Source organism: Thermus tengchongensis, assembly GCF_021462405.1.
Taxonomy (GTDB): domain Bacteria; phylum Deinococcota; class Deinococci; order Deinococcales; family Thermaceae; genus Thermus; species Thermus tengchongensis.
The window spans coordinates 136,179-159,775 of record NZ_JAKEDU010000005.1 but is presented as its reverse complement, the minus strand read 5'-3'; the positions used below and the strand labels follow the sequence as shown (position 1 = coordinate 159,775).

The 23,597-nt window shown below is 64.9% G+C and carries 40 protein-coding genes; 38 read left to right on the top strand and 2 right to left on the bottom strand.

Features of this window, described 5'->3' with window-relative positions; all coding sequences use genetic code 11:
* Nucleotides 1-48 precede the first annotated feature (48 nt).
* The 31 genes from rpsJ to rplQ all read left to right on the top strand — a co-directional run bounded on the left by rpsJ (nt 49) and on the right by rplQ (nt 14,799).
* Nucleotides 49-366, top strand: a complete 318-nt coding sequence (rpsJ, locus tag L1087_RS08255; protein WP_015718109.1) for a 30S ribosomal protein S10 — start codon at nt 49-51, stop codon at nt 364-366.
* Entirely contained in the window at nt 363-983 is a 621-nt protein-coding gene (gene rplC, locus L1087_RS08250) for a 50S ribosomal protein L3 (protein WP_234558437.1), read from the top strand. The genes rpsJ and rplC overlap by 4 nt, the downstream gene beginning before the upstream one ends.
* An 8-nt stretch (nt 984-991) precedes the next feature.
* Entirely contained in the window at nt 992-1,612 is a 621-nt protein-coding gene (gene rplD, locus L1087_RS08245; RefSeq protein WP_038041256.1) for a 50S ribosomal protein L4, read from the top strand.
* The gene (locus L1087_RS08240; RefSeq protein ID WP_015718106.1) at nt 1,609-1,899 is read left to right on the top strand and encodes a 50S ribosomal protein L23; all 291 of its coding nucleotides are present in this window, start codon (nt 1,609-1,611) and stop codon (nt 1,897-1,899) included. Before rplD ends, L1087_RS08240 begins: the two co-directional genes overlap by 4 nt.
* 51 nt (nt 1,900-1,950) lie before the next feature.
* Nucleotides 1,951-2,781: a 50S ribosomal protein L2 gene (rplB, locus tag L1087_RS08235; protein ID WP_038041257.1), complete on the top strand. Its 831-nt coding sequence runs from the start codon at nt 1,951-1,953 to the stop codon at nt 2,779-2,781.
* A gap of 8 nt (nt 2,782-2,789) precedes the next feature.
* Complete coding sequence (gene rpsS / locus L1087_RS08230; protein ID WP_011173711.1) at nt 2,790-3,071, top strand: 30S ribosomal protein S19; 282 nt, start codon at nt 2,790-2,792, stop codon at nt 3,069-3,071.
* A gap of 2 nt (nt 3,072-3,073) precedes the next feature.
* On the top strand, nt 3,074-3,415 hold the full coding sequence (rplV, locus tag L1087_RS08225; protein ID WP_038041258.1) for a 50S ribosomal protein L22: 342 nt from the start codon (nt 3,074-3,076) through the stop codon (nt 3,413-3,415).
* Nucleotides 3,405-4,124: a 30S ribosomal protein S3 gene (gene rpsC / locus L1087_RS08220; RefSeq protein ID WP_038041259.1), complete on the top strand. Its 720-nt coding sequence runs from the start codon at nt 3,405-3,407 to the stop codon at nt 4,122-4,124. Before rplV ends, rpsC begins: the two co-directional genes overlap by 11 nt.
* A 3-nt stretch (nt 4,125-4,127) precedes the next feature.
* On the top strand, nt 4,128-4,553 hold the full coding sequence (gene rplP, locus L1087_RS08215; protein ID WP_038041260.1) for a 50S ribosomal protein L16: 426 nt from the start codon (nt 4,128-4,130) through the stop codon (nt 4,551-4,553).
* Nucleotides 4,540-4,737, top strand: coding sequence for a 50S ribosomal protein L29 (gene rpmC, locus L1087_RS08210; protein ID WP_038041261.1), 198 nt, complete (start codon nt 4,540-4,542; stop codon nt 4,735-4,737). Before rplP ends, rpmC begins: the two co-directional genes overlap by 14 nt.
* A complete protein-coding gene (rpsQ, locus tag L1087_RS08205) occupies nt 4,730-5,047 on the top strand; it encodes a 30S ribosomal protein S17 (RefSeq protein WP_135259884.1) in 318 nt (105 codons plus the stop codon). Before rpmC ends, rpsQ begins: the two co-directional genes overlap by 8 nt.
* On the top strand, nt 5,044-5,412 hold the full coding sequence (gene rplN / locus L1087_RS08200) for a 50S ribosomal protein L14 (RefSeq protein WP_015718099.1): 369 nt from the start codon (nt 5,044-5,046) through the stop codon (nt 5,410-5,412). Before rpsQ ends, rplN begins: the two co-directional genes overlap by 4 nt.
* A complete protein-coding gene (rplX, locus tag L1087_RS08195; RefSeq protein WP_038041263.1) occupies nt 5,412-5,744 on the top strand; it encodes a 50S ribosomal protein L24 in 333 nt (110 codons plus the stop codon). Before rplN ends, rplX begins: the two co-directional genes overlap by 1 nt.
* Nucleotide 5,745: 1 nt before the next feature.
* The gene (gene rplE / locus L1087_RS08190) at nt 5,746-6,294 is read left to right on the top strand and encodes a 50S ribosomal protein L5 (RefSeq protein ID WP_038041265.1); all 549 of its coding nucleotides are present in this window, start codon (nt 5,746-5,748) and stop codon (nt 6,292-6,294) included.
* Nucleotides 6,295-6,301: 7 nt separating this feature from the next.
* Entirely contained in the window at nt 6,302-6,487 is a 186-nt protein-coding gene (locus L1087_RS08185) for a type Z 30S ribosomal protein S14 (RefSeq protein WP_038041266.1), read from the top strand.
* 68 nt (nt 6,488-6,555) lie between these two features.
* The gene (rpsH, locus tag L1087_RS08180) at nt 6,556-6,972 is read left to right on the top strand and encodes a 30S ribosomal protein S8 (RefSeq protein WP_038041268.1); all 417 of its coding nucleotides are present in this window, start codon (nt 6,556-6,558) and stop codon (nt 6,970-6,972) included.
* The gene (gene rplF / locus L1087_RS08175) at nt 6,972-7,514 is read left to right on the top strand and encodes a 50S ribosomal protein L6 (protein WP_135259883.1); all 543 of its coding nucleotides are present in this window, start codon (nt 6,972-6,974) and stop codon (nt 7,512-7,514) included. The genes rpsH and rplF overlap by 1 nt, the downstream gene beginning before the upstream one ends.
* Before the next feature lie 8 nt (nt 7,515-7,522).
* On the top strand, nt 7,523-7,861 hold the full coding sequence (gene rplR / locus L1087_RS08170; RefSeq protein ID WP_038041271.1) for a 50S ribosomal protein L18: 339 nt from the start codon (nt 7,523-7,525) through the stop codon (nt 7,859-7,861).
* 21 nt (nt 7,862-7,882) lie between these two features.
* Entirely contained in the window at nt 7,883-8,356 is a 474-nt protein-coding gene (rpsE, locus tag L1087_RS08165; protein WP_028493551.1) for a 30S ribosomal protein S5, read from the top strand.
* On the top strand, nt 8,356-8,538 hold the full coding sequence (rpmD, locus tag L1087_RS08160; RefSeq protein ID WP_038041272.1) for a 50S ribosomal protein L30: 183 nt from the start codon (nt 8,356-8,358) through the stop codon (nt 8,536-8,538). The genes rpsE and rpmD overlap by 1 nt, the downstream gene beginning before the upstream one ends.
* On the top strand, nt 8,535-8,987 hold the full coding sequence (gene rplO / locus L1087_RS08155; RefSeq protein ID WP_234558436.1) for a 50S ribosomal protein L15: 453 nt from the start codon (nt 8,535-8,537) through the stop codon (nt 8,985-8,987). The genes rpmD and rplO overlap by 4 nt, the downstream gene beginning before the upstream one ends.
* A gap of 1 nt (nt 8,988) precedes the next feature.
* Complete coding sequence (gene secY, locus L1087_RS08150) at nt 8,989-10,305, top strand: preprotein translocase subunit SecY (RefSeq protein ID WP_135259881.1); 1,317 nt, start codon at nt 8,989-8,991, stop codon at nt 10,303-10,305.
* 8 nt (nt 10,306-10,313) lie between these two features.
* Entirely contained in the window at nt 10,314-10,868 is a 555-nt protein-coding gene (locus L1087_RS08145) for an adenylate kinase (protein ID WP_234558435.1), read from the top strand.
* Nucleotides 10,868-11,635, top strand: coding sequence for a type I methionyl aminopeptidase (gene map / locus L1087_RS08140; RefSeq protein WP_038041277.1), 768 nt, complete (start codon nt 10,868-10,870; stop codon nt 11,633-11,635). Before L1087_RS08145 ends, map begins: the two co-directional genes overlap by 1 nt.
* 7 nt (nt 11,636-11,642) lie before the next feature.
* Nucleotides 11,643-11,861: a translation initiation factor IF-1 gene (gene infA, locus L1087_RS08135; RefSeq protein WP_003043942.1), complete on the top strand. Its 219-nt coding sequence runs from the start codon at nt 11,643-11,645 to the stop codon at nt 11,859-11,861.
* An 8-nt stretch (nt 11,862-11,869) separates the two neighbouring features.
* A complete protein-coding gene (gene rpmJ, locus L1087_RS08130) occupies nt 11,870-11,983 on the top strand; it encodes a 50S ribosomal protein L36 (RefSeq protein WP_014514895.1) in 114 nt (37 codons plus the stop codon).
* A 9-nt stretch (nt 11,984-11,992) separates the two neighbouring features.
* Nucleotides 11,993-12,373, top strand: a complete 381-nt coding sequence (gene rpsM, locus L1087_RS08125; protein WP_015718087.1) for a 30S ribosomal protein S13 — start codon at nt 11,993-11,995, stop codon at nt 12,371-12,373.
* A 39-nt stretch (nt 12,374-12,412) separates the two neighbouring features.
* Nucleotides 12,413-12,802, top strand: coding sequence for a 30S ribosomal protein S11 (rpsK, locus tag L1087_RS08120; protein ID WP_015718086.1), 390 nt, complete (start codon nt 12,413-12,415; stop codon nt 12,800-12,802).
* A 13-nt stretch (nt 12,803-12,815) separates the two neighbouring features.
* The gene (gene rpsD / locus L1087_RS08115) at nt 12,816-13,445 is read left to right on the top strand and encodes a 30S ribosomal protein S4 (RefSeq protein ID WP_015718085.1); all 630 of its coding nucleotides are present in this window, start codon (nt 12,816-12,818) and stop codon (nt 13,443-13,445) included.
* A 51-nt stretch (nt 13,446-13,496) separates the two neighbouring features.
* A complete protein-coding gene (locus L1087_RS08110) occupies nt 13,497-14,438 on the top strand; it encodes a DNA-directed RNA polymerase subunit alpha (RefSeq protein ID WP_038041278.1) in 942 nt (313 codons plus the stop codon).
* 4 nt (nt 14,439-14,442) lie between these two features.
* Nucleotides 14,443-14,799 (top strand): 50S ribosomal protein L17, encoded by a 357-nt coding sequence (gene rplQ / locus L1087_RS08105; protein WP_234558434.1) that lies wholly within the window; start codon nt 14,443-14,445, stop codon nt 14,797-14,799.
* A gap of 164 nt (nt 14,800-14,963) precedes the next feature.
* Here the strand turns inward: rplQ and L1087_RS08100 are convergent, their stop codons facing one another.
* A complete protein-coding gene (locus tag L1087_RS08100; RefSeq protein ID WP_234558431.1) occupies nt 14,964-15,440 on the bottom strand; it encodes a DNA cytosine methyltransferase in 477 nt (158 codons plus the stop codon).
* A gap of 43 nt (nt 15,441-15,483) precedes the next feature.
* Here L1087_RS08100 and L1087_RS08095 point away from each other — a divergent pair, with 43 nt between their 5' ends.
* Nucleotides 15,484-16,317, top strand: coding sequence for a DMT family transporter (locus L1087_RS08095; protein WP_234558429.1), 834 nt, complete (start codon nt 15,484-15,486; stop codon nt 16,315-16,317).
* 9 nt (nt 16,318-16,326) lie between these two features.
* Nucleotides 16,327-18,081: a glycoside hydrolase family 13 protein gene (locus L1087_RS08090; protein ID WP_234558427.1), complete on the top strand. Its 1,755-nt coding sequence runs from the start codon at nt 16,327-16,329 to the stop codon at nt 18,079-18,081.
* Here the strand turns inward: L1087_RS08090 and L1087_RS08085 are convergent.
* Nucleotides 18,057-18,569 carry an HNH endonuclease gene (locus L1087_RS08085; RefSeq protein ID WP_234558445.1) on the bottom strand — a complete coding sequence of 171 codons (513 nt, stop codon included), beginning with the start codon at nt 18,567-18,569 and terminating at the stop codon, nt 18,057-18,059. The genes L1087_RS08090 and L1087_RS08085 overlap by 25 nt on opposite strands.
* A gap of 94 nt (nt 18,570-18,663) precedes the next feature.
* Between L1087_RS08085 and L1087_RS08080 the strand changes: the two genes are divergently transcribed.
* From L1087_RS08080 to L1087_RS08060, 5 genes are read left to right on the top strand one after another with little or no spacing between them, the layout of a single operon-like run.
* Nucleotides 18,664-20,013: a tetratricopeptide repeat protein gene (locus tag L1087_RS08080; protein WP_234558425.1), complete on the top strand. Its 1,350-nt coding sequence runs from the start codon at nt 18,664-18,666 to the stop codon at nt 20,011-20,013.
* Nucleotide 20,014: 1 nt separating this feature from the next.
* A complete protein-coding gene (locus L1087_RS08075) occupies nt 20,015-20,830 on the top strand; it encodes an SPOR domain-containing protein (RefSeq protein ID WP_234558423.1) in 816 nt (271 codons plus the stop codon).
* On the top strand, nt 20,827-21,462 hold the full coding sequence (locus L1087_RS08070; RefSeq protein ID WP_219759697.1) for a redox-sensing transcriptional repressor Rex: 636 nt from the start codon (nt 20,827-20,829) through the stop codon (nt 21,460-21,462). The genes L1087_RS08075 and L1087_RS08070 overlap by 4 nt, the downstream gene beginning before the upstream one ends.
* Before the next feature lie 4 nt (nt 21,463-21,466).
* A complete protein-coding gene (locus L1087_RS08065; RefSeq protein ID WP_234558421.1) occupies nt 21,467-21,976 on the top strand; it encodes a hypothetical protein in 510 nt (169 codons plus the stop codon).
* Nucleotides 21,977-21,983: 7 nt separating this feature from the next.
* Entirely contained in the window at nt 21,984-23,543 is a 1,560-nt protein-coding gene (locus L1087_RS08060) for an Ig-like domain-containing protein (RefSeq protein ID WP_234558419.1), read from the top strand.
* The last annotated feature ends 54 nt before the right edge of the window (nt 23,544-23,597 follow it).

The window sequence follows — 23,597 nt, the reverse complement described above, 5'->3', positions numbered from 1 at the left end:
GACCGTGGGCGCCGGCGTGGTCACCAAGATCCTGGAGTGAGGTGAAGCATGCCCAAGATCCGCATCAAGCTACGGGGCTTTGACCACAAGACCCTGGACGCCTCGGCCCAGAAGATCGTGGAGGCCGCCCGGCGCTCCGGGGCCCAGGTCTCGGGTCCCGTGCCCCTGCCCACCCGGGTGCGGCGCTTCACCGTAATCCGGGGTCCTTTCAAGCACAAGGACTCCCGGGAGCATTTTGAGCTTCGCACCCACCACCGCCTGGTGGATATCCTGAACCCCAACCGCAAGACCATCGAGAGCCTCATGTCCTTAGACCTGCCCACCGGGGTGGAGATTGAGATCAAGACCGTGGGGGGTGGCAAATGAAGGGCATCCTGGGCATGAAGGTGGGCATGACCCGGATTTACCGGGAGGACCGGGCCATTCCCGTCACCGTGATCCTGGCTGGGCCCTGCCCTGTGGTGCAAAGGCGGACCCCGGAGAAGGACGGGTACACGGCGGTCCAGCTGGGCTTCCTGCCCCAGAATCCCAAGCGGATCAACCGGCCCATGAAGGGGCATTTCGCCCGGGCCGGGGTGGGGCCGGTGCGCATCCTGAAGGAGATCCGCGACTTCAACCCTGAGGGCGACGTGGTGACCGTGGAAATCTTTAAGGCTGGCGAGCGGGTAGACGTGACCGGTACCTCCAAGGGCCGGGGTACGGCGGGGGTGATGAAGCGCTGGAACTTCGCTGGCGGCCCCGATTCCCACGGGGCCCACAAGATCCACCGCCACCCCGGGTCCATCGGCAACCGCAAGACCCCGGGCCGGGTCTATAAGGGCAAGAAGATGGCCGGCCGCTACGGGGCCGAGCGGGTCACGGTGATGAACCTCGAGGTGGTGGACGTCATCCCCGAGGAAAACCTCCTCTTGGTCAAGGGGGCCGTGCCGGGACCCAACGGAGGCCTGGTGCTGGTGCGCCAGACCAAGAAGGTGGCCAAGTAAAGGAGGGCATGGTGTACCAGATTCCTGTTCTCTCCTCTTCCGGCAAGCGGGAGCTTGCCGCCGATCTCCCCCAGGAGGTTAACCCCCACCTCCTATGGGAGGTGGTGCGCTGGCAGCTGGCGAAAAGGCGCCGGGGCACCGCCAGCACCAAGACCCGGGGCGAGGTGGCTTACTCTGGCCGCAAGATCTATCCCCAGAAGCACACCGGGCGGGCCCGCCACGGGGATATCGGCGCCCCCATCTTCGTGGGGGGTGGTACCGTGTTCGGTCCTAAGCCCAGGGACTACAGCTACACCCTGCCCAAGAAGGTGCGGCAGGCGGGGTTGGCCATGGCCGTGGCCGACCGGGCCCGGGAGGGCAAGCTCCTTTTGGTGGAGGACTTCGCCGGGGTTAACGGCAAGACCAAGGAGTTTCTGGCCTGGGCTAAGGGTGCGGGACTAGACGGCTCGGAAAGCGTGCTCCTGGTGACGGCCAGCGAGCTGGTGCGCCGGGCTGCCCGGAACCTCCCTTGGGTGGTGACCCTGGCCCCGGAGGGGTTAAACGTCTACGACATCCTGCGCACCGAGCGCCTGGTCATGGACCTGGCGGCTTGGGAGGCTTTCCAGGCCCGCACGGGAGGTGAGGCATGAAGACCGCCTTTGACGTGATCCTGGCCCCGGTGCTTTCCGAGAAGGCTTACGCCGGCTTCGCAGAGGGCAAGTACACCTTCTGGGTCCACCCCAAGGCCACCAAGACGGAGATCAAAAACGCCGTGGAGGCGGCCTTTAAGGTCAAAGTGGTGGGAGTGAACACCATGACGGTGCGGGGCAAGAAGAAGCGCCTGGGCCGCTACCTGGGCAAGCGCCCCGACCGCAAGAAGGCCATCGTGCAGGTGGCTGCCGGGCAGAAGATCGAGGCCCTGGAGGGCCTCATCTAAACCTCGCCGGGAGGGGGGCCCGGCCCTGATCCGGCAAGGGAGGCATAGAGGATGGCAGTCAAGAAGTTCAAACCCTACACCCCAAGCCGCCGTTTCATGACGGTGGCGGACTTCTCCGAGATCACCAAGACCGAGCCGGAGAAGTCCTTGGTCAAGCCCCTGAAGAAGACGGGGGGCCGTAACAACCAGGGCCGCATCACCGTGCGCTTCCGGGGGGGTGGCCATAAGCGGCTTTACCGCATCATCGACTTCAAGCGCTGGGACAAGGCGGGCATCCCCGCCAAGGTGGCGGCCATTGAGTACGACCCCAACCGCTCCGCCCGCATCGCCCTTCTGCACTACGCCGACGGGGAGAAACGCTACATCATCGCTCCCGAGGGCCTGCAGGTGGGCCAGCAGGTGGTGGCGGGGCCGGATGCTCCCATCCAGGTGGGCAACGCCCTTCCCCTCCGCTTTATCCCCGTGGGCACCGTGGTCCATGCGGTGGAGTTGGAGCCCAAGAAGGGGGCCAAGCTGGCCCGCTCTGCTGGCACCGGCACCCAGATTCAGGGCCGGGAAGGGGATTACGTGATCCTGCGCCTGCCCTCGGGAGAGCTTAGGAAGGTGCACGGGGAGTGCTATGCCACCATCGGGACCGTGGGCAACGCCGATCACAAGAACATCGTCCTGGGCAAGGCGGGGCGCACCCGTTGGCTGGGCCGCAAGCCCCATGTGCGCGGCGCCGCCATGAACCCGGTGGACCACCCCCACGGCGGTGGTGAGGGCCGGGCGCCTCGGGGCCGTCCCCCGGCCTCCCCTTGGGGCTGGCAGACCAAGGGGCTTAAGACCAGGAAGCGGCGCAAGCCCTCCAGCCGCTTCATCATCGCCCGCCGCAAGAAGTGAGGTGAGCCATGCCGCGTAGCTTGAAGAAGGGCGTATTCGTAGACGACCACCTCTTGGAGAAGGTGCTGGAGCTCAACGCCAAGGGGGAGAAGCGGCTCATCAAGACCTGGAGCCGCCGCTCCACCATCGTCCCCGAGATGGTGGGCCATACCATTGCGGTCTACAACGGCAAGCAGCATGTGCCCGTCTACATCACCGAGAACATGGTGGGGCACAAGCTGGGAGAATTTGCCCCCACCCGCACCTACCGGGGGCACGGGAAAGAGGCTAAGGCCACCAAGAAGAAGTAGCCATGGAAGCGAAAGCCATTGCCCGTTATGTGCGCATCTCCCCCAGAAAGGTCCGCCTTGTGGTGGACCTGATCCGGGGGAAGAGCCTCGAGGAGGCCCGCGCCATCCTGCGCTACACCAACAAGCGGGGGGCCTATTACGTGGCCAAGGTGCTGGAGTCCGCCGCCGCCAATGCGGTCAACAACCACGACATGCTGGAGGACCGGCTTTTCGTGAAGGCGGCCTTTGTGGACGAGGGGCCCGCTTTGAAAAGGGTGCTTCCCCGGGCCCGGGGCCGGGCGGACATCATCAAGAAGAGGACCAGCCACATCACGGTGATCTTGGGAGAGAAACATGGGAAATAAGATCCACCCCATTGGGTTCAGGCTCGGCATCACCCGGGACTGGGAGTCCCGCTGGTATGCGGGCAAGAAGCAGTACCGCCACCTCCTCCTGGAGGACCAGAAGATCCGCGAGGTCCTCACCAAGGAGCTCTACCCGGCTGGTTTGGCCCGCATCGACATCGAGCGGGCCGCGGACAACGTGGCTGTGACCGTGCACGTGGCCAAGCCGGGTGTGGTCATCGGCCGGGGCGGGGAGAAGATCAAGGTCCTGAGGGACACCCTTTCCCAGCTCACCGGCAAGAACGTGGCCCTGAACGTCCAGGAGATCCACAACCCCAACCTCTCCGCACCTTTGGTGGCCCAACGGGTGGCGGAGCAGATCGAGCGCCGCTTTGCCGTGCGGCGGGCCATCAAGCAGGCGGTGCAGCGGGTGATGGAGGCGGGGGCTAAGGGAGCCAAGGTGATCGTCTCCGGCCGCATCGGCGGCGCTGAGCAGGCCCGCACCGAGTGGGCCGCGGAGGGCCGGGTGCCCCTTCACACCCTTCGTGCTAACATAGACTACGGTTTCGCTTTGGCCCGCACCACCTACGGGGTGCTGGGGGTCAAGGCTTACGTGTTCCTGGGCGAGGTGATCGGTGGACAGAAGCCCAAGGTCCGCCCCGAGGGGCCGAGGGCGGAGGAAAAGCCCCGCCGCCGCCGCCCAGCGGTGCGTGTGAAGAAGGAGGAGTAGGCCATGTTGATGCCCAGGCGCATGAAGTACCGCAAGCAGCACCGGGGTCGCCTGAAGGGGGCCACCAAGGGGGGGGACTACGTGGCCTTTGGGGACTATGGCCTGGTGGCCATGGAGCCCGCCTGGATCACCTCCCAGCAGATCGAGGCCGCCCGTGTGGCCATGGTGCGCCATTTCCGCCGCGGGGGCAAGATCTTCATCCGCATCTTCCCCGACAAGCCCTATACCAAAAAGCCCCTCGAGGTGCGGATGGGTAAGGGTAAGGGCAACGTGGAAGGGTACGTGGCGGTGGTGAAGCCCGGCCGGGTGATGTTCGAGGTGGCGGGCGTCACGGAGGAGCAGGCCCTCGAGGCCTTGCGCATCGCCGGCCACAAGCTTCCCATCAAGACCAAGATCGTGAGGAGGGACGCCTACGATGAAGCCCAGTGAGATCCGCAAGCTCTCTTCCAGTGAGATCGAGAAGCTGGTTCGGGAGAAGAAGCGGGAGCTGATGGAGCTTCGTTTCCAGGCCTCCATCGGCCAGCTCTCCCAGAACCACAGGATCCGGGAGACCCGGCGCCTCATCGCCCGGCTCCTCACGATCCTGAATGAGAGGAGGAGGGCCAATGCCTAAGAAGGTGCTGACCGGGGTGGTGGTGAGCGACAAGATGCAGAAGACCGTCACGGTCTTGGTGGAGCGCCAGTTTCCCCACCCCCTCTACGGCAAGGTGATCAAGCGCTCCAAAAAGTACCTGGCTCATGATCCTGAGGAGAAGTACAAGGTGGGGGACGTGGTGGAGATCATCGAGTCCCGCCCCATCTCCAAGCGCAAGCGCTGGCGGGTGCTGCGCCTGGTGGAGGGGGGAAGGTTGGACTTGGTGGAAAAGTACCTGGTGCGTAGGCAGAACTACGCCAGCCTTTCCAAGAGGGGAGGTAAGGCATGATCCAGCCCCAGACCTATCTGGAGGTGGCCGACAACACCGGGGCCCGCAAGATCATGTGCATCCGCGTGCTTAAGGGCTCCAACGCCAAGTACGCCACCGTGGGGGACATCATTGTGGCCAGCGTCAAGGAGGCCATCCCCCGAGGGGCGGTGAAGGAAGGCGACGTGGTGAAGGCGGTGGTGGTGCGCACCAAAAAGGAGGTTAAGCGCCCCGATGGCTCCGCCATCCGCTTTGACGACAACGCCGCCGTCATCATCAACAACCAGCTGGAGCCCCGCGGCACCCGCGTCTTCGGCCCCGTGGCCCGCGAGTTGCGCGAGAAGGGCTTCATGAAGATCGTTTCCCTGGCTCCGGAGGTGCTCTAATGCGGGCCAAGGTGCACGTAAAGAAGGGAGACACGGTTTTGGTGGCCTCCGGCAAGTACAAGGGCCGGGTGGGCAAGGTGAAGGCTGTGTTGCCCAAGAGAGGAGCGGTCATCGTGGAGGGGGTGAACATCGTTAAGAAGGCGGTGCGGGTGAGTCCCCAGCACCCCCAGGGTGGCTTTGTGGAGCAGGAAGCACCCCTGCATGCCTCCAAGGTGCGCCCCATCTGCCCCGCGTGCGGCAAGCCCACCCGGGTGCGCAAGAAATTTCTAGAGGATGGCCGCAAGATCCGGGTTTGCGCCAAGTGTGGCGGATCTTTGGACGTGGAGGAGTAAGATGCCCCTGGATGTGGCGCTAAAAAGGAAATACTACGAGGAGGTCCGGCCCGAGCTCATCCGCCGCTTCGGTTACCAGAACATCTGGGAGGTGCCTCGGCTGGAGAAGGTGGTGATCAACCAGGGGCTGGGGGAGGCCAAGGAGGATGCCCGCATCCTGGAGAAGGCTTCTCATGAACTGGCCCTCATCACCGGCCAGAAGCCGGCCATAACCCGGGCCAAGAAGTCCATCTCCAACTTCAAGCTCCGCAAGGGGATGCCTATCGGCCTTAAGGTTACCCTGCGCGGCGACCGGATGTGGATCTTCCTGGAGAAGCTCCTTTCCGTGGCCCTTCCCCGCATCCGCGACTTCCGCGGGGTGAACCCGAACAGCTTTGACGGCCGCGGCAACTACAACCTGGGGTTGAGGGAGCAGCTCATCTTCCCGGAGATCACCTACGACATGGTGGACGCCCTTCGGGGCATGGACATCGCGGTTGTGACCACCGCCCGGACCGACGAGGAGGCCAAGGCCCTTCTAGAACTCTTGGGCTTCCCCTTCCGGAAGTGAGGCGAGCATGGCGAGAAAAGCGTTGATCGAAAAGGCCAAGCGTACTCCCAAGTTCAAAGTGCGGGCCTACACCCGTTGCGTGCGCTGTGGGAGGGCCAGGAGCGTGTACCGCTACTTCGGGCTCTGCCGGATTTGCCTTAGGGAGCTGGCCCACAAGGGGCAGCTTCCCGGGGTGAGGAAGGCCAGCTGGTAGGCCGTGGCTGGTCGAGGGGGTTCCCTCGAGACCGCATGGTCCAGGAGTGAGGTAAAAGGAGAGAGGAAATGTTGACGGACCCCATTGCCGACATGCTGACCCGGATTCGTAACGCCACCCGGGTCTACAAGGAGAGCACCGAGGTACCCGCCTCCCGCTTCAAGGAGGAGATCCTCAAGATCCTGGCGCGGGAGGGCTTCATCAAGGGGTACGAGCGGGTGGAGGTGGACGGCAAGCCGGTGTTGCGGATTTACCTCAAATACGGACCCCGGCGTCAGGGGCCGGATCCCCGGCCCGAACAGGTCATCAACCAGATCCGCCGCATCAGCCGTCCTGGAAGGCGGGTGTACGTGGGGGTCAAGGAGATTCCTCGGGTGCGCCGCGGCCTGGGGATTGCCATCCTGTCCACGCCCAAGGGCGTCCTTACCGACCGGGAGGCCCGGCGTCTGGGCGTGGGCGGGGAGCTTATCTGCGAGGTGTGGTGATGTCTAGGATTGGCCGGCTTCCCATTCCCCTGCCTAAGGGGGTCACTGTGGAGGTGGCCCCGGGGCTCGTCAAGGTTAAAGGCCCCAAGGGCGAACTTTCCGTACCCATCTCCCCGGAGATGCGGGTGGTGGTGGATGGAGGGGTGGTGCGGGTGGAAAGGCCCTCGGATGAGCGCCGGCACAAGAGCCTGCACGGCCTCACCCGGACCCTCATCGCCAACGCCATTAAGGGGGTTTCCGAGGGGTACGTGAAGGAGCTCCTCATCAAGGGCATCGGCTACCGGGCCCGGCTTGTGGGACGGGCGGTGGAGCTCACCGTGGGCTTTAGCCACCCCGTGGTGGTGGAGCCCCCCGAGGGCATCACCTTCGAGGTGCCCGAGCCCACCAAGATCCGCGTTCTGGGCATAGACAAGCAGAAGGTGGGCCAGGTGGCCGCCAACCTGCGCGCCATTAAGAAGCCCAGCGCCTACCACGAGAAGGGCATTTACTACGCGGGCGAGCCCGTCCGCCTTAAGCCCGGCAAGGCCGGGGCCAAGAAGTAGGGGGAAACATGGCACGGCTTACCGCATACGAACGACGCAAGTTCCGGGTGCGTAACCGCATCAAGCGCACGGGCCGGCTCCGCCTGTCCGTCTTCCGGAGCCTTAAACACATCTACGCTCAGATCATCGACGACGAGAAGGGCCATACCCTGGTGGCCGAGTCCAGCCTGGCCCTGAAGCTGAAGGGTAACAAGACCGAGGTGGCCCGGCAGGTGGGGCGGGCCCTGGCGGAGAAGGCTAAGGCCCTGGGGATCACCAAGGTGGCTTTTGACCGTGGGCCCTACAAGTACCACGGCCGGGTAAAGGCTCTGGCGGAAGGGGCCAGAGAAGGGGGCTTGGAGTTCTAGGTTGCCTAGCGAGGAGGAAGCATGCCCGAGACCGATTTTGAAGAGAAGATGATCCTGGTGCGGCGCACCGCCAAGACCTACCAGGGCGGCCGCCGCTTCCGCTTCGGGGCCTTGGTGGTGGTGGGCGACCGGCAGGGCCGGGTGGGCCTGGGCCTGGGCAAGGCCAAGGAGGTGCCCCTAGCGGTACAGAAGGCGGGGTACTACGCCCGCCGCAACATGGTGGAGGTGCCCATCCAAAACGGCACCATTCCCCACGAGATTGAGGTAAAGTACGGGGCCTCCAAGATCCTCTTGAAGCCTGCGGCCCCGGGCACGGGGGTGATTGCGGGGGCAGTGCCCCGGGCCATCCTGGAGCTTGCGGGGATCACGGATATCCTCACCAAGGAGCTGGGGAGCCGCAACCCCATCAACATCGCCTACGCCACCATGGAGGCCCTCAGGCAGCTTAAGACCAAGCAGGATGTGGAGCGCCTGCGGAAAGGCGGTGAGGAGTGATGGCCAAGCTTAAGGTTAAGCTGGTGAAAAGCCCCATTGGGTATCCCAAGGACCAGAAGGCGGCCTTGAAGGCCCTGGGGCTGACCAAGCTCCACAAGGAAAAGGTCTTTGAAGACCATCCCGCCATACGGGGGAACATCAAGAAGGTGGCCCACCTTGTGCGGGTGGAGGTGCTGGAATGAAGCTTACCGATCTAAAACCCAATCCTGGGGCCAACAAGAGGCGGAAGCGGGTGGGGCGGGGCCCCGGCTCCGGCCACGGTAAGACGGCCACCCGGGGGCACAAGGGGCAGAAGTCCCGCTCCGGCGGGGTCAAGGACCCCCGCCGCTTTGAGGGGGGGCGCTCCACCACCCTGATGCGCCTGCCTAAGCGGGGCATGCAGGGACAGGTGCCCGGGGAGATCAAGAGGCCCAAGTACCAGGGGGTGAACCTGAGGGACCTGGCCCGCTTCGACGGGGAGGTGACCCCGGAGGTGCTGGTCCAGGCGGGAATCCTAAAGAAGGGTTACCGGCTTAAGGTGCTGGGGGAAGGGGAGGCCAAGCCCCTTAGGGTGGTGGCCCACGCCTTTTCCAAGAGCGCCCTGGAGAAGCTGAAGGCTGCAGGCGGCGAAGCGGTTCTTTTGGAGGCCTAAGATGCTGAAGGCCTTCCGGAGCGCCCTAGCCATCCCCGAGCTGCGTCAGCGCATCCTCTTTACCCTGCTGGTGCTGGCCGCCTACCGCCTGGGGGCCTTCATCCCTACCCCCGGGGTGGACCTGGACAAGATCCAGGAGTTTTTGCGCACCACCCAGGGTGGGGTCTTCGGGATCATTAACCTCTTCTCTGGCGGCAACTTTGAGCGCTTTTCCATCTTTGCCCTGGGCATCATGCCCTACATCACCGCCGCCATCATCATGCAGCTCTTGGTAAACGTCATCCCTGCCCTGGAGAAGCTATCCAAGGAGGGAGAGGAGGGGCGCCGCATCATCAACCAGTACACCCGCATCGGCGGCATCGCTCTGGGGGCCTTCCAGGGCTTCTTCTTGGCCACGGCGTTCCTGGGGGCAGACGGGGGGCGCTTCCTCCTCCCCGGCTGGGCCCCCGGGCCCTTCTTCTGGCTGGTGGTGGTGGTCACCCAGGTGGCGGGGATCGCCCTCCTCCTGTGGATGGCGGAGCGCATCACCGAGTACGGCATCGGCAACGGCACCAGCATGATCATCTTTGCCGGGATTGTGGTGGACTGGCTGCCGCAGCTTTTCCGCACCGCGGGGCTCATCCGCACCGGGGAGGTCAACCTGGTGGCCTTCCTCTTTTTCCTGGCCTTTATCGTCTTGGCCTTTGCCGGGATGGCAGCGGTGCAGCAAGCGGAAAGGCGCATTCCCGTCCAGTACGCCAGAAAGGTGGTGGGCAGGAGGGTCTATGGGGGGCAGGCCACCTACATCCCCATCAAGCTGAACGCTGCCGGTGTCATCCCCATCGTCTTCGCTGCCGCCATTTTGCAGATTCCCATCTTCCTCACCGCCCCCTTCCAGGACAACCAGGTGCTCCAGGCCATCGCCAACTTCTTCAACCCCACCCATCTCTCTGGTCTCCTCATCGAGGTGGTGCTCATCGTCCTTTTCACCTACGTCTACACCGCGGTCCAGTTCGACCCCAAGCGGATTGCGGAAAGCCTCCGGGAATACGGGGGGTTCATCCCGGGCATCCGCCCAGGCGAGCCCACGGTGAAGTTCTTGGAGCATATCGTTTCCCGACTGACCCTCTGGGGGGCCCTCTTCCTGGGCTTGGTGGCGGCCTTGCCCCAGATCATCCAGAACCTCACCGGGGTGAAGAGCATCGCCTTTTCCGGCATCGGCCTTCTCATCGTGGTGGGCGTGGCTTTGGACACCCTCAGGCAGATTGAGAGCCAGCTGATGCTGAGGAACTACGAGGGGTTCCTTTCCAAGGGCCGCATCCGCGGCCGCACGCGTTAGGGGGGAGGATGGGGGAAGCGGTGATCTTCTTGGGGCCGCCGGGGGCGGGAAAGGGCACCCAGGCGGCCAGGCTGGCGGAGGAGCTGGGCTTTAAGAAACTCTCCACTGGGGACATCCTGCGGGACCATGTGGCCCGGGGCACACCCCTGGGGCAGGAGGTGAAGCCCATCATGGACCGGGGGGACCTGGTTCCGGATGAGCTCATCCTGGCCCTTATTCGGGAGGAGCTTTCGGAGCGGGTGATCTTCGATGGCTTCCCCCGCACCTTGCCCCAGGCGGAGGCCCTGGACCACCTGCTTCAAGCCACCGGGACCCGGCTCCTTGGGGTGGTGCTGGTGGAGGTGCCGGAGGACGAACTCATCGCCCGTATGCTCAAGCGGGCGGAGCTCGAGGGGCGCTCGGACGACAACGAGGAGACCATCCGGCACCGGCTCCGGGTCTACCGGGAGAAAACCGAGCCCTTGGTGCAGTATTATGAAAAAACGGGTGCCTTAAGGCGGGTGGACGGCCTGGGTACCCCCGATGAGGTCTACGCCCGCATCCGGGCAGCCCTGGGAATCTGATGGCCATCAAGCTGAAGAGTCCATGGGAGATTGAACGCATGCGGGAGGCGGGGGCCCTCCTCACCGAGGTGGTGGAGGAGGTAGCCCGGCATGTGGAGCCGGGCATCACCACCAAGGAGCTGGACCGGATCGCCCTCGAGGCCATAAAAAAGCGCAAGGCCAAGCCGGCCTTCCTGGGTCTTTACGGGTTTCCCGCCACGCTCTGCACCTCGGTGAACGAGGTGGTGGTCCACGGCATCCCTTCGGAGGAGCCCCTGAAGGAAGGGGATATCCTTTCCGTGGATGTGGGCCTCATCTACGGGGGGTTTGCCGCCGACATGGCCCGCACCTTTCCCGTGGGTAGGGTTTCCCCGGAGGCGGAAAGGCTCATCCAGGATACCGAGGCCGCCTTCTGGGAAGGGATGAAGTACCTTAGGCCTGGCTACCGCATCGGGGATGTGGCCCATGCGGTGCAGACGTTTCTGGAAAGCCGTGGCTATGGGGTGGTGCGGGAGTTCGTGGGCCACGGGGTAGGGCGAGAGATCCACGAGGACCCGCAGCTACCCAACTTCGGCAAACCGGGAACGGGCCCCAAGATCCGGCCTGGCATGACCCTGGCCCTCGAGCCCATGGTCACCCTACGCCCGGCTTCTGTGGTAATATTGGAAGATGGCTGGACGGCGAGCGCCGGACCTGGCAACCTCGCCGCCCACTACGAGAACACCGTCTTGGTGACGGAAGAGGGCCCGGAGCTTCTCACCGGGGTTTCCCTTGTGCGGGCGCGGTAGGAGGGGTATGGCGAAGGAGAAGGACACCATTCGGGCGGAAGGCGTGGTCACCGAGGCTTTGCCCAACACCACGTTTCGGGTGAAGCTGGATTCGGGACCGGAGATCCTGGCCTACATCTCGGGCAAGATGCGCATGCACTACATCCGCATCCTGCCCGGAGACCGGGTGGTGGTGGAGATTACCCCCTACGACCCCACACGGGGCCGCATCGTGTACAGGAAGTAGGAGGCGAGATGAAGGTACGGGCATCGGTTAAAAAGATGTGCGAGAAGTGCAAGGTGGTGCGCCGGCACGGCCGGGTGTACGTGATCTGCGAGAATCCCAAGCACAAGCAACGGCAAGGGTAAGGAGGGAACGTGGCGAGGATTGCAGGTGTGGAGATTCCCAGGAACAAGCGGGTGGACGTGGCCCTCACCTACATCTACGGGGTAGGGCCGGCCCGGGCCAAGGAGGCCTTGGAGAAGACGGGCATCAATCCGGCAACCCGGGTGAAGGACCTCACCGAGGCGGAGGTGGTGCGCCTTCGGGAGTACGTGGAGAACACCTGGAAGCTGGAGGGTGAGCTCAGGGCTGAGGTGGCCGCCAACATCAAGCGCCTCATGGATATCGGCTGCTACCGGGGCCTCCGCCACCGCCGTGGATTGCCGGTGAGGGGGCAACGCACCCGCACCAATGCCCGTACCCGTAAGGGACCCCGCAAGACTGTGGCGGGCAAGAAGAAAGCCCCTAGGAAGTAGTTCTAGGGCCAGTGGATACTCCTAAAGCTGAGGGAGAGTATGGCCAGAAAAGCGACCAAGAAGAAAGTCAAACGGCAGGTGGCCAGCGGGAAGGCGTACATCCACGCTTCTTACAACAACACCATCGTCACCATCACTGACCCGGACGGCAACCCCATCACCTGGTCCTCGGGTGGGGTCATCGGCTACAAGGGGAGCCGCAAGGGCACGCCCTACGCCGCCCAGCTTGCGGCCATGGATGCGGCCAAGAAGGCCATGGCCTACGGCATGCAGAGCGTGGACGTGATCGTGCGCGGCACCGGGGCGGGCCGGGAGCAGGCCATCAGGGCCCTCCAGGCCTCGGGCTTGCAGGTGAAGTCCATTGTGGACGACACCCCTGTGCCCCACAACGGCTGCCGGCCCAAGAAGAAGTTCCGCAAGGCTTCATAAGGAGTAGGAGAAGATGGGTCGTTACATTGGTCCAGTTTGCCGTCTTTGCCGCCGGGAAGGAGTCAAGCTCTATCTAAAGGGGGAGCGTTGTTACAGCCCCAAGTGCGCCATGGAGCGCCGTCCCTACCCTCCAGGGCAGCACGGGCAGAAGCGCACCCGCCGCCCTTCCGACTATGCGGTGCGCCTGAGGGAGAAGCAGAAGCTCCGCCGCATCTACGGGATCTCCGAAACCCAGTTCCGTAACCTCTTTGAGGAGGCAAGCCGCAAGAAGGGGGTTACGGGTACCGTCTTCCTGGGGCTTCTGGAGTCCCGCTTGGACAACGTGGTCTACCGGCTGGGCTTCGCCGCTAGCCGCCGCCAGGCGCGGCAGATGGTGCGCCACGGCCACATCACCGTGAACGGCCGCCGGGTGGACCTTCCCGCCTACCGGGTGAAGCCGGGGGATGAGATCGCCATCGCCGAGGGTAGCCGCAACCTGGCCTTCATCCGGGAGAACCTCGAGGCCATGAAGGGCCGCAAGGTGGGCCCCTGGCTCTCCTTGGATGTGGAGGGAATGAAGGGTAAGTTCCTGCGCCTGCCCGATCGGGAGGACCTGGCGCTTCCCGTGAACGAGCAGCTGGTGGTGGAGTTCTACTCCAGGTAGCCCTAAAGGGGCCCGGCTGGGCTGGGCCCATGTGTGCTGGCAAGGAGGTCTATGTTAGAGAGCAAGCTGAAGGCCCCGGTCTTCACGGTGCGCACCCAGGGGCGGGAGTACGGGGAGTTTGTCCTGGAGCCCCTGGAGCGGGGATTCGGCGTCACCCTGGGCAACCCCTTGCGGCGGATTCTCCTTTCCTCCATCCCCGGGACCGCGGTCACCAGCGTCTACATTGAGGATGTCCTCCACGAGTTCTCCACCATTCCTGGGGTCAAGGAGGACGTGGTGGAGATCATCCTGAACCTCAAAGAGCTGGTGGTGCGCTTCCTGGACCCCAAGATGCAGACCACCACCTTGGTCCTGAAGGCGGAAGGGCCCAAGGTGGTCAAGGCGGGGGATTTCGTGGTGCCCCCCGATGCGGAGATCCTGAACCCGGACCTCACCATCGCCACCTTGGACAGGGGGGGTAAGCTTTACATGGAGGTGCGGGTGGACCGGGGTGTGGGGTACGTGCCCGCCGAGCGCCACGGCATCAAGGACCGCATCAACTCCATCCCCGTGGATGCCATCTTCTCCCCCGTGCGCCGGGTGGCCTTCCAGGTGGAGGATACCCGGCTTGGCCAGCGTACCGACTTGGATAAGCTAACCCTGCGGATCTGGACGGATGGCTCCGTCACCCCCTTGGAGGCCTTGAACCAGGCGGTGGAGATCCTCAAGGAGCACCTTTCCTACTTCGCCAACCCACAGGCCTCCGCCCTGCCCACTCCGGAGCCGGTCCCGGCGGAGCGCACGGAAGGGGAGGAGGACCTGGACCTGCCCCTGGAGGAGCTTGGGCTTTCCACCCGGGTTCTCCATAGCCTCAAGGAGGAGGGGATTGAGTCGGTGCGGGCGCTTTTGGCCTTGAACCTCAAGGACCTCAAGAACATCCCCGGCATCGGGGAAAGGAGCCTCGAGGAGATCCGCGAGGCTTTGGCCAAAAAGGGATTCGCCCTAAAGGAGTGAGACCATGCGCCACCTGAAGTCTGGAAGAAAGCTGAACCGTCACTCTTCCCACCGCCTGGCCCTTTACCGCAACCAGGCCAAAAGCCTTCTCACCCACGGCCGCATCACCACCACCCTGCCCAAGGCCAAGGAACTCACCGGCTTCGTGGATCACCTCATCCACCTGGCCAAGCGGGGGGACCTGCACGCCCGCCGCCTGGTGCTCCGCGACCTGCAGGACGTGAAGCTGGTGCGGAAGCTCTTCGACGAGATCGCCCCCAAGTACCAGAACCGCTCCGGAGGGTACACCCGGGTGCTGAAGCTGGCGGAGCGCCGCCGGGGGGATGGGGCGCCTTTGGCCCTGGTGGAGCTGGTGGAGTAGGAGCGCCGAAAAAAGGGAAGGATGCCCGTGAGCGTCGGGCCCCGGGATGGGTTACCGGCGCTTATACCCCTTGCTGTTGAAACCTTCCCTCCCTTCACCTGGCGAGGGCCTTGGATACCCTTTCACCGGGGCCCCCATGCGGACAAAGTCCGCGTGGGGTGGTATTACTCGTTCTCTCCTCCCCGTCCCCGGAGGAGCCTTAGGAGCTGGTCTTCCAGCTCGCCAATATAGGCGGCCAGGGTGTTCCCGTGCTTTTCCAGGGTTTCCGCCAGGCGGGCCTCGAGGGCCCGGATCTCCTCCCTTTCCACTTCCGAAAGCCGCCTGAGTTCCTCTTCCAGGTAGCGCCTGAGCTCGGTGTAACGGCTTTCTTCCGCTTCCTCGGCCAGCTTCTTGTAGTGGAGAAGCTCCCGGGCGTAGCGCCTCACCTCCAGCAGGGCTGCGGTTTCCAAGCCGATGGTGAAGATGAGGTAGAGGAGGGAAACTATCCCCAAAGCCACCACCAGGACCAAGCCCAAAGGGGCTTCAATCCGGGTGAGCCCCAGGGACAAGGAGGTGGGTTTGGTGATCTCTCCCCAGTTGAGCCAGGAGAAGAGGACCAAAAGAAGAAGGAAAAGGAGGACAAAAAGGGTCCGCGCGCTCATAGGTCAGCCTCCATAGGACACGGGGGATTATACACTCTTGCCCATGGGCTACCTCTACCTGCTCCTGGCTGCTTTCCTTTGGGGTCTCATCGGTCCCATAAGCCGCCTGGCCTTTCAGGAGGGGCTTGCCCCCCTGGCCGTGGCCTTCTTCCGGGCGGGCATCGCCTGGGTCTTCTTCGGCCTGCACGCCCTGCTCCTGCGCCAGGTCAGGGTGGAAAGGCGGGATGCCTTGCCCCTCCTTCTTTTCGGCCTGGTGGGGGTTTCCCTCTTCTACGGTTCCTATCAGCTGGCGGTGGTCTACGGGGGGGCGGCCTTGGCCTCCGTCCTCCTGTACACGGCCCCGGCCTGGGTGGCCCTTCTTTCCCTGTTGATCCTGAAGGAGCCCTTGGACCGCACTGGCCTTTTGGCGGTGGCCCTGACCCTGCTGGGGGTGGGGCTTATGGGCGTGGGGGGAGGAAGTGGGGTACGGGTTCTGTACCTTGCCCTTCTCTTTGGGCTCCTTTCCGGCTTCACCTATGCCCTTTACTACATCTTTGGCAAGCTCTACCTTCCCCGCTACGCCACCCCCACCCTCTTCCTCTACGCCCTGCCCGTGGGGGCCTTGGGGCTTCTGCCCTGGGTAGAGTTTGCTCCTTTGAGCCCAAGGGCCATGGAAGCCTTGCTCTTTTTGGGGGTATTTTCCACGTACGGGGCCTATTTGGCCTACTACGCGGGGTTGAAGCGCCTTCCCGCCACCCGGGCCAGCGTGGTGGCCACCCTCGAGCCCGTGGTGGCCAACCTGTTCGCCTTTCTCCTCTTTAGAGAGGTGCTTTCCCCCTTGGGCTACCTGGGGGCCTTGCTGGTCCTCCTGGCGGTCCTCCTCACCGTGCGGCGGTAAACTCGGGGTATGAAGCGCTTCCAAAGCGTATTCCTCCTCCTGGCGCTGGCTCTGGCCCAGAGCCACGATCCGCAAGACCCGGCCCAGTTCTCCGCCCTGCCCCAAGGGTATTCCGTGCGCTTCCAGGCGGCGGCGGGGGAGGTCCGGGAGGCCCACCTCCTCCAGGAGGGGCGGGCTTGGCCCATGGCCCGGCAGCTCTCCCTGCCGGGGCGGGAGGTTTGGCGGGGGGTTCTCCCCGAGGCCCGGCCCTACCAGATCCGCCTGCGCACCCCGGAGGGGGAGCGGCTGCTCGGCCCCTTCCTGCCCCCCGCCCATCCCTTCCGGGCCCTCCCCTGGCTGGAGGGAAGGGTGGGGTACCAGATCTTCCCCGACCGCTTCCATAACGGCGACCCCAGCAACGACGCCCTGGCCCTGGAGCACAGCGAGTTCCGCTACAACCTGGTCTGGCAGGAGCGGGGCGGACCCAGGCCCTACCTCTCCCGCTGGGAGGATCCTCCAGGGCCCATGCACTGCTGCCACCAGTACTACGGCGGCGACCTGCAGGGGATTCTGCAGAACCTCCCCTACCTGGCGGAGCTGGGGGTGGGCCTCCTCTACCTGAACCCCATCTTCCTGGCGGGGAGCGCCCACGGCTACGACGTCCACGACCCCTTGCGGGTGGCCCCCCACCTGGGGGATGAGGCCCTCCTGGGAGAGCTCCTGCGGCGGGCCGAGGCCTTGGGCATCCGCGTGATCTTCGACTTTGTCCCCAACCACACCGGGCTCGGCTTCTTCGCCTTCCAGGACGTGGTGCGCCGGGGGCCCGCCTCCCCGTACTGGGACTGGTACTTCATCCGGCGCTACCCCTTCCGCCCCGGGGACCCCACCGCCTACGAAAGCTGGTGGGGGGTGGCCAGCCTGCCCAAGCTGAACACCCTGAACCCGGAGGTCCAGGCCTACCTCTTCGGGGTGGCGGAGCACTGGGTGCGCTTCGGCTTCCGGGGGGTGCGGGTGGACGCCCCCTTGGAGCTCCTCAACGCCGAGGCCTTTTTCCGCGAGCTCAGGCTCCGCCTGCGGGCGGTGGACCCCGAGGTCTACCTGGTGGGGGAGATCTGGGAGCGGGCCCCCCGCTGGGTGCGGGGGGACACCTTCGACAGCCTGATGAACTATGCCCTCGGCCGGGACATCGTCCTGCGCTACGCCCGGGGCCTCCACCCCGCCCTCTTCGGGGGGCCCAGGGCCCTGAGGGAGCTGGCCGAGGTTTACGCCCTCTACCCGGAGGCGGCCGCGGCCATGGGCTTCAACCTGGTGAGCTCCCACGACACCTCCCGCCTCCTCTCCGACCTCGGGGGGGACCTGGCCCGGGCCCGGCTGGCCCTGGCCCTCCTCTTCGCCCTCCCCGGGGTGCCCGTGGTCTGGCAGGGGGAGGAGTGCGGCCTTCTGGGGGAGCGGGAGCCCCACGATCTCCAGCGGCGCCCCATTCCCTGGGGGGCCTGCTCGGAGGAGATGCGGGGCTATGTGCGGGCCCTGGCGCGGCTCAAGCGGGAGGAGCCTGCCCTGCGGGCGGGGGCCTTCGCCACCCACCTGGCCGAGGGGTCCCTCCTCTCCTTCTGGCGGGGGCAGGGGGAGGGGGCCCTGCTCCTGGCCTTCAACAACGGCCAGGCCCCTGAGATCCTGCCCCTGCCCCCGGGGGAGTGGCGAGACCTCCTCACGGGGAGGCGCTTCCTGGGCCAGGCGGAGGTGCCCGGGGTGGGGGTGCTTTACCTCAAGAGGGCCTCGAGGTAGGGCTGCCAGTCCGGGGGGATCTCCTTCAGGTCGGAAAGGAAAAGGGGCGCCCTGGGCGCCCGGGGGAGCTTCAATAGGCGCATTCCCGCCTCCTCGGGGGTGCGGTCCCCCTTCTTCAGGTTGCAGGGGCGGCAGGCGGCCACCAGGTTCTCCCAGGTGCTCCGGCCACCCCGGCTTCGGGGAAGCACGTGGTCCACGGTGAGCTCCCCTCCTTGGCGGCCGCAGTACTGGCAGGTGTAGCGGTCCCGCCTCAGGATGTTGCGACGGTTTAGGGGGATGCGGCTTGGCCCTCGCCGCACCAGGCGCTTCAGGCGGATGACGCTGGGGACGGGGATCCGGGTGGAGGGGGTGTGCAGGTAGCGCCCGCTTTCCGAAAGCATCTCCGCCCCACCGGAGAGCACCAGGAGGACGCTGCGCTTGATGCTGGCAAGCCCCATTACCTCGTAGGCAGCGTTCAGCACCAGCACCCGGGGGACATCCAGGTCCAGGGCCTTGCCGGAAGAACCCACGTCCTTAGAATAGCAAAGGCCCTTCCCCTGGAGCTGTGCTATGCTTAAGGCAACGACGGGTTTGGAGGCCCTTATGACGAGACCTTTTCCCAAAGCCTTAACCCTTCTCCTGGGGCTCGGTCTGGCTTTGGCACAACCCGCTTGGGAGCGGGCGGAGTCCTTGTTCAAGGCCGGGGAGTATGCCCAAGCCGTCCTGGCTTATGAGGAGGCCCTGGCCCAGGACTATGGCCGCCTCGAGGCCCACTTGGGCCTTGGGGTGAGCCTCTTCCGCTTGGGCCGCCTCGAGGAGGCCCGCTTCGCCTTTGACCAGATGGTCCGGGTTTTCCCCGAACGTTACGAGGGCCATTACAACCTGGGCCAGGTGTACCTGCGCCTGGGAAAGCCCAAGGAGGCAGCGGAGGCCTTTGCCAAGGCGGCGGAGCTTTCCCCCACGGAGGAAGCCTACCTGGGGTGGGCCAGCGCCCTTGCCGAGGCAGGCCAGGCCAAGGAGGCGGCGGAGGTTTTGCGCAAAGGCCTTACCCCGGAGCGAAGCCCCGCCTACCACCTGGCCCTGGCCCAGGCCCTTTACGCCGCGGGGGCCCGGGCCGAGGCGGTGCCGGTGCTCTACGGCCTTCTCAACCGGGAGCCCAGGGTGGCCGAGGGTTGGGACCTTTTGGCCCGCATCCTGGCGGAGGAGGGACTTAAGGAAAGGGCCCTTAGAGAGCTGGACCGGGGTCTCAAGGCGGTGGAGGGGAAGGCCAGAGCGAGACTCCTTTTGCGCAAGGCCCTTCTTTCCTCCCGCCCGGAACCCCTCCTTAAGGAGGCCTACGCCCTGGATCCTTCCCTATGGGAGGCCGCCTACCTCCTGGGGCAGGCTCGCCTGGAGGCGGGGGACGCCAAGGGGGCCCTGGACTACCTGCTTTCTGCCTACCGGGCCAGCCCCGAGCCCCAGGTGGCCCTGGCCCTGGCGGCGGCCTACCTGCGGCTTAAGGACTATAAGAACGCCTACCGGTACGCGGAGGAGGCAGGACCCCCGGGGAGCTTCCTCAAGGCCCAGGCCGCCTACGCCTTGGGCCGGAAGGAGGAGGCTTTGAAGCTCCTCGAGGGGCTTACCTCCCCGGAGGCCCAGGCCCTTAAGGGTACGTTGTTGCTGGAGATGGGCCGCTTCGAGGAGGCCTTGGCGCTCCTGCGCCCCCTCTACGAGTCCGGCCGCGATCCAGGGGTGGGGGTGAACCTGGCGGCAGCCTTGGTGGCCCTGGGGCGCTTTGGGGAGGCGGAGCTGGTCCTCAGGGAGGTGCTGGGAAGAGCCCCCAGGCAGGCGGCGGCCTGGTACAACCTGGGCCTGGCCTTAAAGGGCTTGGGCCGGGATGCGGAAGCCGAGCGGGCCTTGAACCAGGCGGCGGCCCTAGGCTCGAGGGAGGCGCGGGCCCTGCTTCGGAGGTAGGATGCGCTGGCTACGGGAGAACTGGCTGGACTTCCTCATCTTTCTCCTCATCGCCTTGGTGGCGGCGGGCATTGTCCTTTACCTGACGGGCATCAACCCCTTCGCCCGGCCAAAGGTGGGTGCCCCCCCTGCACCTGGGCCTGCGGCCACCTCGCCTCCTGGGCCTTCGGTGGCCCAGCCGCTCCAAGTGGCGCCCGCTCCCCAGTCGCCTTCTTCCGAAGCCAAGCCCGCTCCTGAACCCGTGGTTACCGTGCTTCCCTTGCCTCAGGCCCCTGCGGAATCGGCTCCTACCAGACCCGCTGTGGAAGCCAAGCCCACGACTTCCGCCGGGTCCAGATCCTCCCCCATGGCTCCCTCCCTTCCGGCCCCTGCGCCCAGCGGGGCTTACCGGGTGGCGGTGGGGGCCTTTGCCAATCCGGAAAACGCGGCCAGGCTTCGCCAGGAGCTGGCCCAGAAGGGGTACCCGGCTCGCCTGGAGCCTTCGGGAGGCCTTACCCGGGTGGTGGTGGGTCCTTACGCCACCGAGGCCGAGGCCAAACGGGTGGCGGAGGCCTTGGCCGCCTACGGGGCTCAGGTGTACCGCGGCCAGGGAGCGGCCCCGCCGGCCTCGGGTACCCTTTACCTCCAGGTGGGGGCTTTCCAGAAGGAGGAAAACGCCCTAGCGCTGGCCGCGAAGCTCAAGGAAGTGGGCCTGCCTGTGGTTCTGGTGAAGGATGGGGTCTACCGGGTGCGGGTGGGCCCGGTGGCCGAGGAGGATAAGGAAGCGCTCAAGGCTAAGGTGCAGGCCTTGGGCCTCGAGGCCCTGGAGGTGCGATGAAGGTTCCCAGTGCAGCCATCAGCCGGTTGGTCACGTACCTGCGCATCCTGGAGGAGCTGGAGGCCAAGGGGGTTCACCGCACCAGCTCCGAGCAGCTGGCGGAGGAGGCCCAGGTCACGGCGTTTCAGGTACGGAAGGACCTTTCCTACTTCGGTTCCTACGGCACCCGGGGGGTGGGCTACACGGTGCCCGTGCTCAAGCGGGAACTCCGCCACATCCTGGGCCTGAACCGAAAGTGGGGCCTGTGCATCGTGGGTATGGGCCGTCTGGGTAGCGCTTTGGCCGACTACCCCGGGTTTGGAGAAAGCTTTGAGCTGCGGGGATTCTTTGACGTGGATCCGGAGAAGATTGGCCGCCGGGTGAGGAATGGGGTGGTGGAGCCCATGGACCTCCTTCCCCAAAGGGTGCCCGGCCGCATAGAGATCGCCCTCCTCACCGTGCCCCGGGAGGCGGCCCAGGAGGCCGCCGATCGCTTGGTGGCCGCGGGGATCAAGGGCATCCTGAACTTCGCCCCCACGGTGCTGGAGGTGCCCAAGGAGGTGGCGGTGGAGAACGTGGACTTTTTAGCGGGCCTGGCCCGGCTCAGTTTTGCTATACTGAATCCCAAATGGCGAGAGGAGATGATGGGGTGAGATTATGAAAATGCTCAAGCTGCTAGCAGGCGTTCTGGTGATGCTGCTTCTTTCGGCCTGCTCCGATGTGTTCTTCCATCAGCCCTATCGGGTGCTTCTGGAGCCCGCCCAGCTGGGCTACGAGGTGGACGACCAGGGGAAGATCACGGTGGTGGGCAACAACGCCTACGTGCAGGTGGTCCCTGGGGCTCCGGGGGGCTACCTGGAGCGTTACGAGTACAGGGTGGTGGACGATTCGGGGAACGAAATTTTCGCGGGCTCTTCCCTGGGAAGCGGCTTTGTGGGGGTAGAGGTCCCCGCCGGCAGAGAAGAGGTAGGGGGCCAGGTGGTTTACCTTTCCAAGCAGTCGCAGCCCTTTACCTTCAGCTTGGACGGGAAGGTGGCTCGCGAGCACCTGACCCAGGACGCTCCCCTCAACTGGCGCTACTTGGTGACCTGGTACGTGACCACGCATAACGGGACCCTTGTGGACTGGACGCAAGAATATCAAGTCAAGTACCCTCTTAGGAGGTGATTTTGCTATGAAGTTGCGCCTGGCGTTTGCGGTGGGGGTTGTGGCCTTCTTGGCTCTTCTTGGGGGGTGCGCAAATTGGTCAGGCCAAGGCCCTGCCTCCGGCTCGGTTTCTCTTTCCGTGGGTATTGAAAAGCCCCGCGCAGATGCGCCAACTAACTCTAGACAACTTGTGGTGAAGGCTACGGCTACAGGCGGTCGCATAGACCGGGTTGAAGTGGAGTACCAAGGGCCTCAAACAGGCAAGGTATCCCTATCTCCTCAAACCGGTTCTTGGCTGGGTGATCTTCCAGGTGCGTTGCCTTCTGGTAGTTACACACTAACCGCAAAAGCCTACTCCGGGTCTCAAGTAAAGGACAGCGTCCCGGTGAAGTTTACGTTGGATGTGGACCCTCCTACCGTTCAGTTCCTTGCCCCCAGCTTGTCTGTTTTGGGGTCGGGATCTGTTGAGGTGCGGGTAAGGGCCACCGACGCTTTGTCTGGAGTGCTTGGAGTCCAGCTTTATGCGGGAACCCGGCTTTTGGGGGATATGACTCCCACCCCCTCTAGTGAGTACGTATTTAGCCTTGATGCATCTTCCCTGGCTTCAGGATCTGTGAGCTTGCGTGCCGTTGCTAAGGATGGTGCGGGCAACCAAGGCGAGGCCACTTTAGCGATCACGGTGGACAAGACGCCGCCCACGGTGACGTGGCTTGAGCCTGCGGACGGGGCGGTGGTGTCTGGGACTGTGCCCTTGCGGGTGGAGGCCACGGACAACGTGGGCGTGGCGAAGGTGGAGTTCTTCGCCGGGTCCACGAAGATTGGGGAGGACAACTCTGCGCCGTACGAGATCAGCTGGAACACGGCGGCGTACCCTGACGGACCGGTGACGCTGAAGGCGCGGGCGGTGGACGGTGCGGGGAACGCCAGCGAGGCCACGCTTACGGTGACGGTGGCGAATGCTCCGGAGATTGTCTGGCTTAGCCCCACCCCGAACCAGAAGCTGGCCGGGGCGGTAGAGCTTCGGGCGGAGGTGCGGGCGCGCCGTGCGGTGGATCGGGTGGAGTTCTACTTCGGGGATACTCCGGAGACCTTGGTGAAGATTCCCGGCTTCGGCTCGGTTGACCCAAGCGGGGTAGTTTACACCCTCTCTTGGGATGTGCTGCGGGTGAGCCCGGGTTCTTACTTACTCAAGGCAGTAGTGGTGGACGTATCCGGGTCTAGGGGTGAAGCCACGATACCGGTGGAGGTGACTTCTACCTTTGAGATTTTCTCCCCTAAGGACGGTGACCAGGTTGGGCCGGGTGCACAACGTCAGATCGTGGCCGTCACCGTGGGGGTAAACGGTACCCTGCCCGCTGGGGTCAGCGTCAGCCGAGTGGAAATCTACATCAACGGCCAAAGCGTGGGGAACGCCACCGCCCAAACAGCCGGAGATGGTTCGCAGATCTACGTGTATGACTGGGATACCGCCGTGGCCGTGCCCGGCCATGATCCCACGGCTTCCGGCGATCGGGTGATCACCGCACGGGTGTACTACACGGGAGGGGACACCTTCACCAACGGGGTGCGGCTCTCGTACCTACCCTGAGGCAAGAAAGTGTTTTGCTGGCCCCGGGTGCACCCGGGGCCCTTGGCCTATACT

Excerpts from the sequence above, each read along its gene's own strand:
- rplN (WP_015718099.1), top strand. The coding sequence starts at position 5,044 with ATGATCCAGCCCCAGACCTATCTGGAGGTGGCCGACAACACCGGGGCC.
- rpmC (WP_038041261.1), top strand. The coding sequence starts at position 4,540 with ATGAAGCCCAGTGAGATCCGCAAGCTCTCTTCCAGTGAGATCGAGAAG.
- rplX (WP_038041263.1), top strand. The coding sequence starts at position 5,412 with ATGCGGGCCAAGGTGCACGTAAAGAAGGGAGACACGGTTTTGGTGGCC.
- rpsH (WP_038041268.1), top strand. The coding sequence starts at position 6,556 with ATGTTGACGGACCCCATTGCCGACATGCTGACCCGGATTCGTAACGCC.
- L1087_RS08110 (WP_038041278.1), top strand. The coding sequence starts at position 13,497 with ATGTTAGAGAGCAAGCTGAAGGCCCCGGTCTTCACGGTGCGCACCCAG.
- rpsK (WP_015718086.1), top strand. The coding sequence starts at position 12,413 with ATGGCCAGAAAAGCGACCAAGAAGAAAGTCAAACGGCAGGTGGCCAGC.
- L1087_RS08065 (WP_234558421.1), top strand. The coding sequence starts at position 21,467 with ATGAAAATGCTCAAGCTGCTAGCAGGCGTTCTGGTGATGCTGCTTCTT.
- L1087_RS08145 (WP_234558435.1), top strand. The coding sequence starts at position 10,314 with ATGGGGGAAGCGGTGATCTTCTTGGGGCCGCCGGGGGCGGGAAAGGGC.
- rpsD (WP_015718085.1), top strand. The coding sequence starts at position 12,816 with ATGGGTCGTTACATTGGTCCAGTTTGCCGTCTTTGCCGCCGGGAAGGA.
- rpsC (WP_038041259.1), top strand. The coding sequence starts at position 3,405 with ATGGGAAATAAGATCCACCCCATTGGGTTCAGGCTCGGCATCACCCGG.
- rplD (WP_038041256.1), top strand. The coding sequence starts at position 992 with ATGGTGTACCAGATTCCTGTTCTCTCCTCTTCCGGCAAGCGGGAGCTT.
- L1087_RS08075 (WP_234558423.1), top strand. The coding sequence starts at position 20,015 with ATGCGCTGGCTACGGGAGAACTGGCTGGACTTCCTCATCTTTCTCCTC.
- infA (WP_003043942.1), top strand. The coding sequence starts at position 11,643 with ATGGCGAAGGAGAAGGACACCATTCGGGCGGAAGGCGTGGTCACCGAG.
- L1087_RS08100 (WP_234558431.1), bottom strand. The coding sequence starts at position 15,440 with ATGAGCGCGCGGACCCTTTTTGTCCTCCTTTTCCTTCTTCTTTTGGTC.
- rplV (WP_038041258.1), top strand. The coding sequence starts at position 3,074 with ATGGAAGCGAAAGCCATTGCCCGTTATGTGCGCATCTCCCCCAGAAAG.
- rplB (WP_038041257.1), top strand. The coding sequence starts at position 1,951 with ATGGCAGTCAAGAAGTTCAAACCCTACACCCCAAGCCGCCGTTTCATG.
- rplP (WP_038041260.1), top strand. The coding sequence starts at position 4,128 with ATGTTGATGCCCAGGCGCATGAAGTACCGCAAGCAGCACCGGGGTCGC.
- rplC (WP_234558437.1), top strand. The coding sequence starts at position 363 with ATGAAGGGCATCCTGGGCATGAAGGTGGGCATGACCCGGATTTACCGG.
- L1087_RS08070 (WP_219759697.1), top strand. The coding sequence starts at position 20,827 with ATGAAGGTTCCCAGTGCAGCCATCAGCCGGTTGGTCACGTACCTGCGC.
- rpmD (WP_038041272.1), top strand. The coding sequence starts at position 8,356 with ATGGCCAAGCTTAAGGTTAAGCTGGTGAAAAGCCCCATTGGGTATCCC.
- rpmJ (WP_014514895.1), top strand. The coding sequence starts at position 11,870 with ATGAAGGTACGGGCATCGGTTAAAAAGATGTGCGAGAAGTGCAAGGTG.
- rplR (WP_038041271.1), top strand. The coding sequence starts at position 7,523 with ATGGCACGGCTTACCGCATACGAACGACGCAAGTTCCGGGTGCGTAAC.
- rplF (WP_135259883.1), top strand. The coding sequence starts at position 6,972 with ATGTCTAGGATTGGCCGGCTTCCCATTCCCCTGCCTAAGGGGGTCACT.
- rplO (WP_234558436.1), top strand. The coding sequence starts at position 8,535 with ATGAAGCTTACCGATCTAAAACCCAATCCTGGGGCCAACAAGAGGCGG.
- L1087_RS08060 (WP_234558419.1), top strand. The coding sequence starts at position 21,984 with ATGAAGTTGCGCCTGGCGTTTGCGGTGGGGGTTGTGGCCTTCTTGGCT.
- rplE (WP_038041265.1), top strand. The coding sequence starts at position 5,746 with ATGCCCCTGGATGTGGCGCTAAAAAGGAAATACTACGAGGAGGTCCGG.
- L1087_RS08080 (WP_234558425.1), top strand. The coding sequence starts at position 18,664 with ATGACGAGACCTTTTCCCAAAGCCTTAACCCTTCTCCTGGGGCTCGGT.
- rpsS (WP_011173711.1), top strand. The coding sequence starts at position 2,790 with ATGCCGCGTAGCTTGAAGAAGGGCGTATTCGTAGACGACCACCTCTTG.
- secY (WP_135259881.1), top strand. The coding sequence starts at position 8,989 with ATGCTGAAGGCCTTCCGGAGCGCCCTAGCCATCCCCGAGCTGCGTCAG.
- rpsE (WP_028493551.1), top strand. The coding sequence starts at position 7,883 with ATGCCCGAGACCGATTTTGAAGAGAAGATGATCCTGGTGCGGCGCACC.
- rpsQ (WP_135259884.1), top strand. The coding sequence starts at position 4,730 with ATGCCTAAGAAGGTGCTGACCGGGGTGGTGGTGAGCGACAAGATGCAG.
- L1087_RS08185 (WP_038041266.1), top strand. The coding sequence starts at position 6,302 with ATGGCGAGAAAAGCGTTGATCGAAAAGGCCAAGCGTACTCCCAAGTTC.
- rpsJ (WP_015718109.1), top strand. The coding sequence starts at position 49 with ATGCCCAAGATCCGCATCAAGCTACGGGGCTTTGACCACAAGACCCTG.
- map (WP_038041277.1), top strand. The coding sequence starts at position 10,868 with ATGGCCATCAAGCTGAAGAGTCCATGGGAGATTGAACGCATGCGGGAG.
- rplQ (WP_234558434.1), top strand. The coding sequence starts at position 14,443 with ATGCGCCACCTGAAGTCTGGAAGAAAGCTGAACCGTCACTCTTCCCAC.
- L1087_RS08090 (WP_234558427.1), top strand. The coding sequence starts at position 16,327 with ATGAAGCGCTTCCAAAGCGTATTCCTCCTCCTGGCGCTGGCTCTGGCC.
- L1087_RS08240 (WP_015718106.1), top strand. The coding sequence starts at position 1,609 with ATGAAGACCGCCTTTGACGTGATCCTGGCCCCGGTGCTTTCCGAGAAG.
- L1087_RS08095 (WP_234558429.1), top strand. The coding sequence starts at position 15,484 with ATGGGCTACCTCTACCTGCTCCTGGCTGCTTTCCTTTGGGGTCTCATC.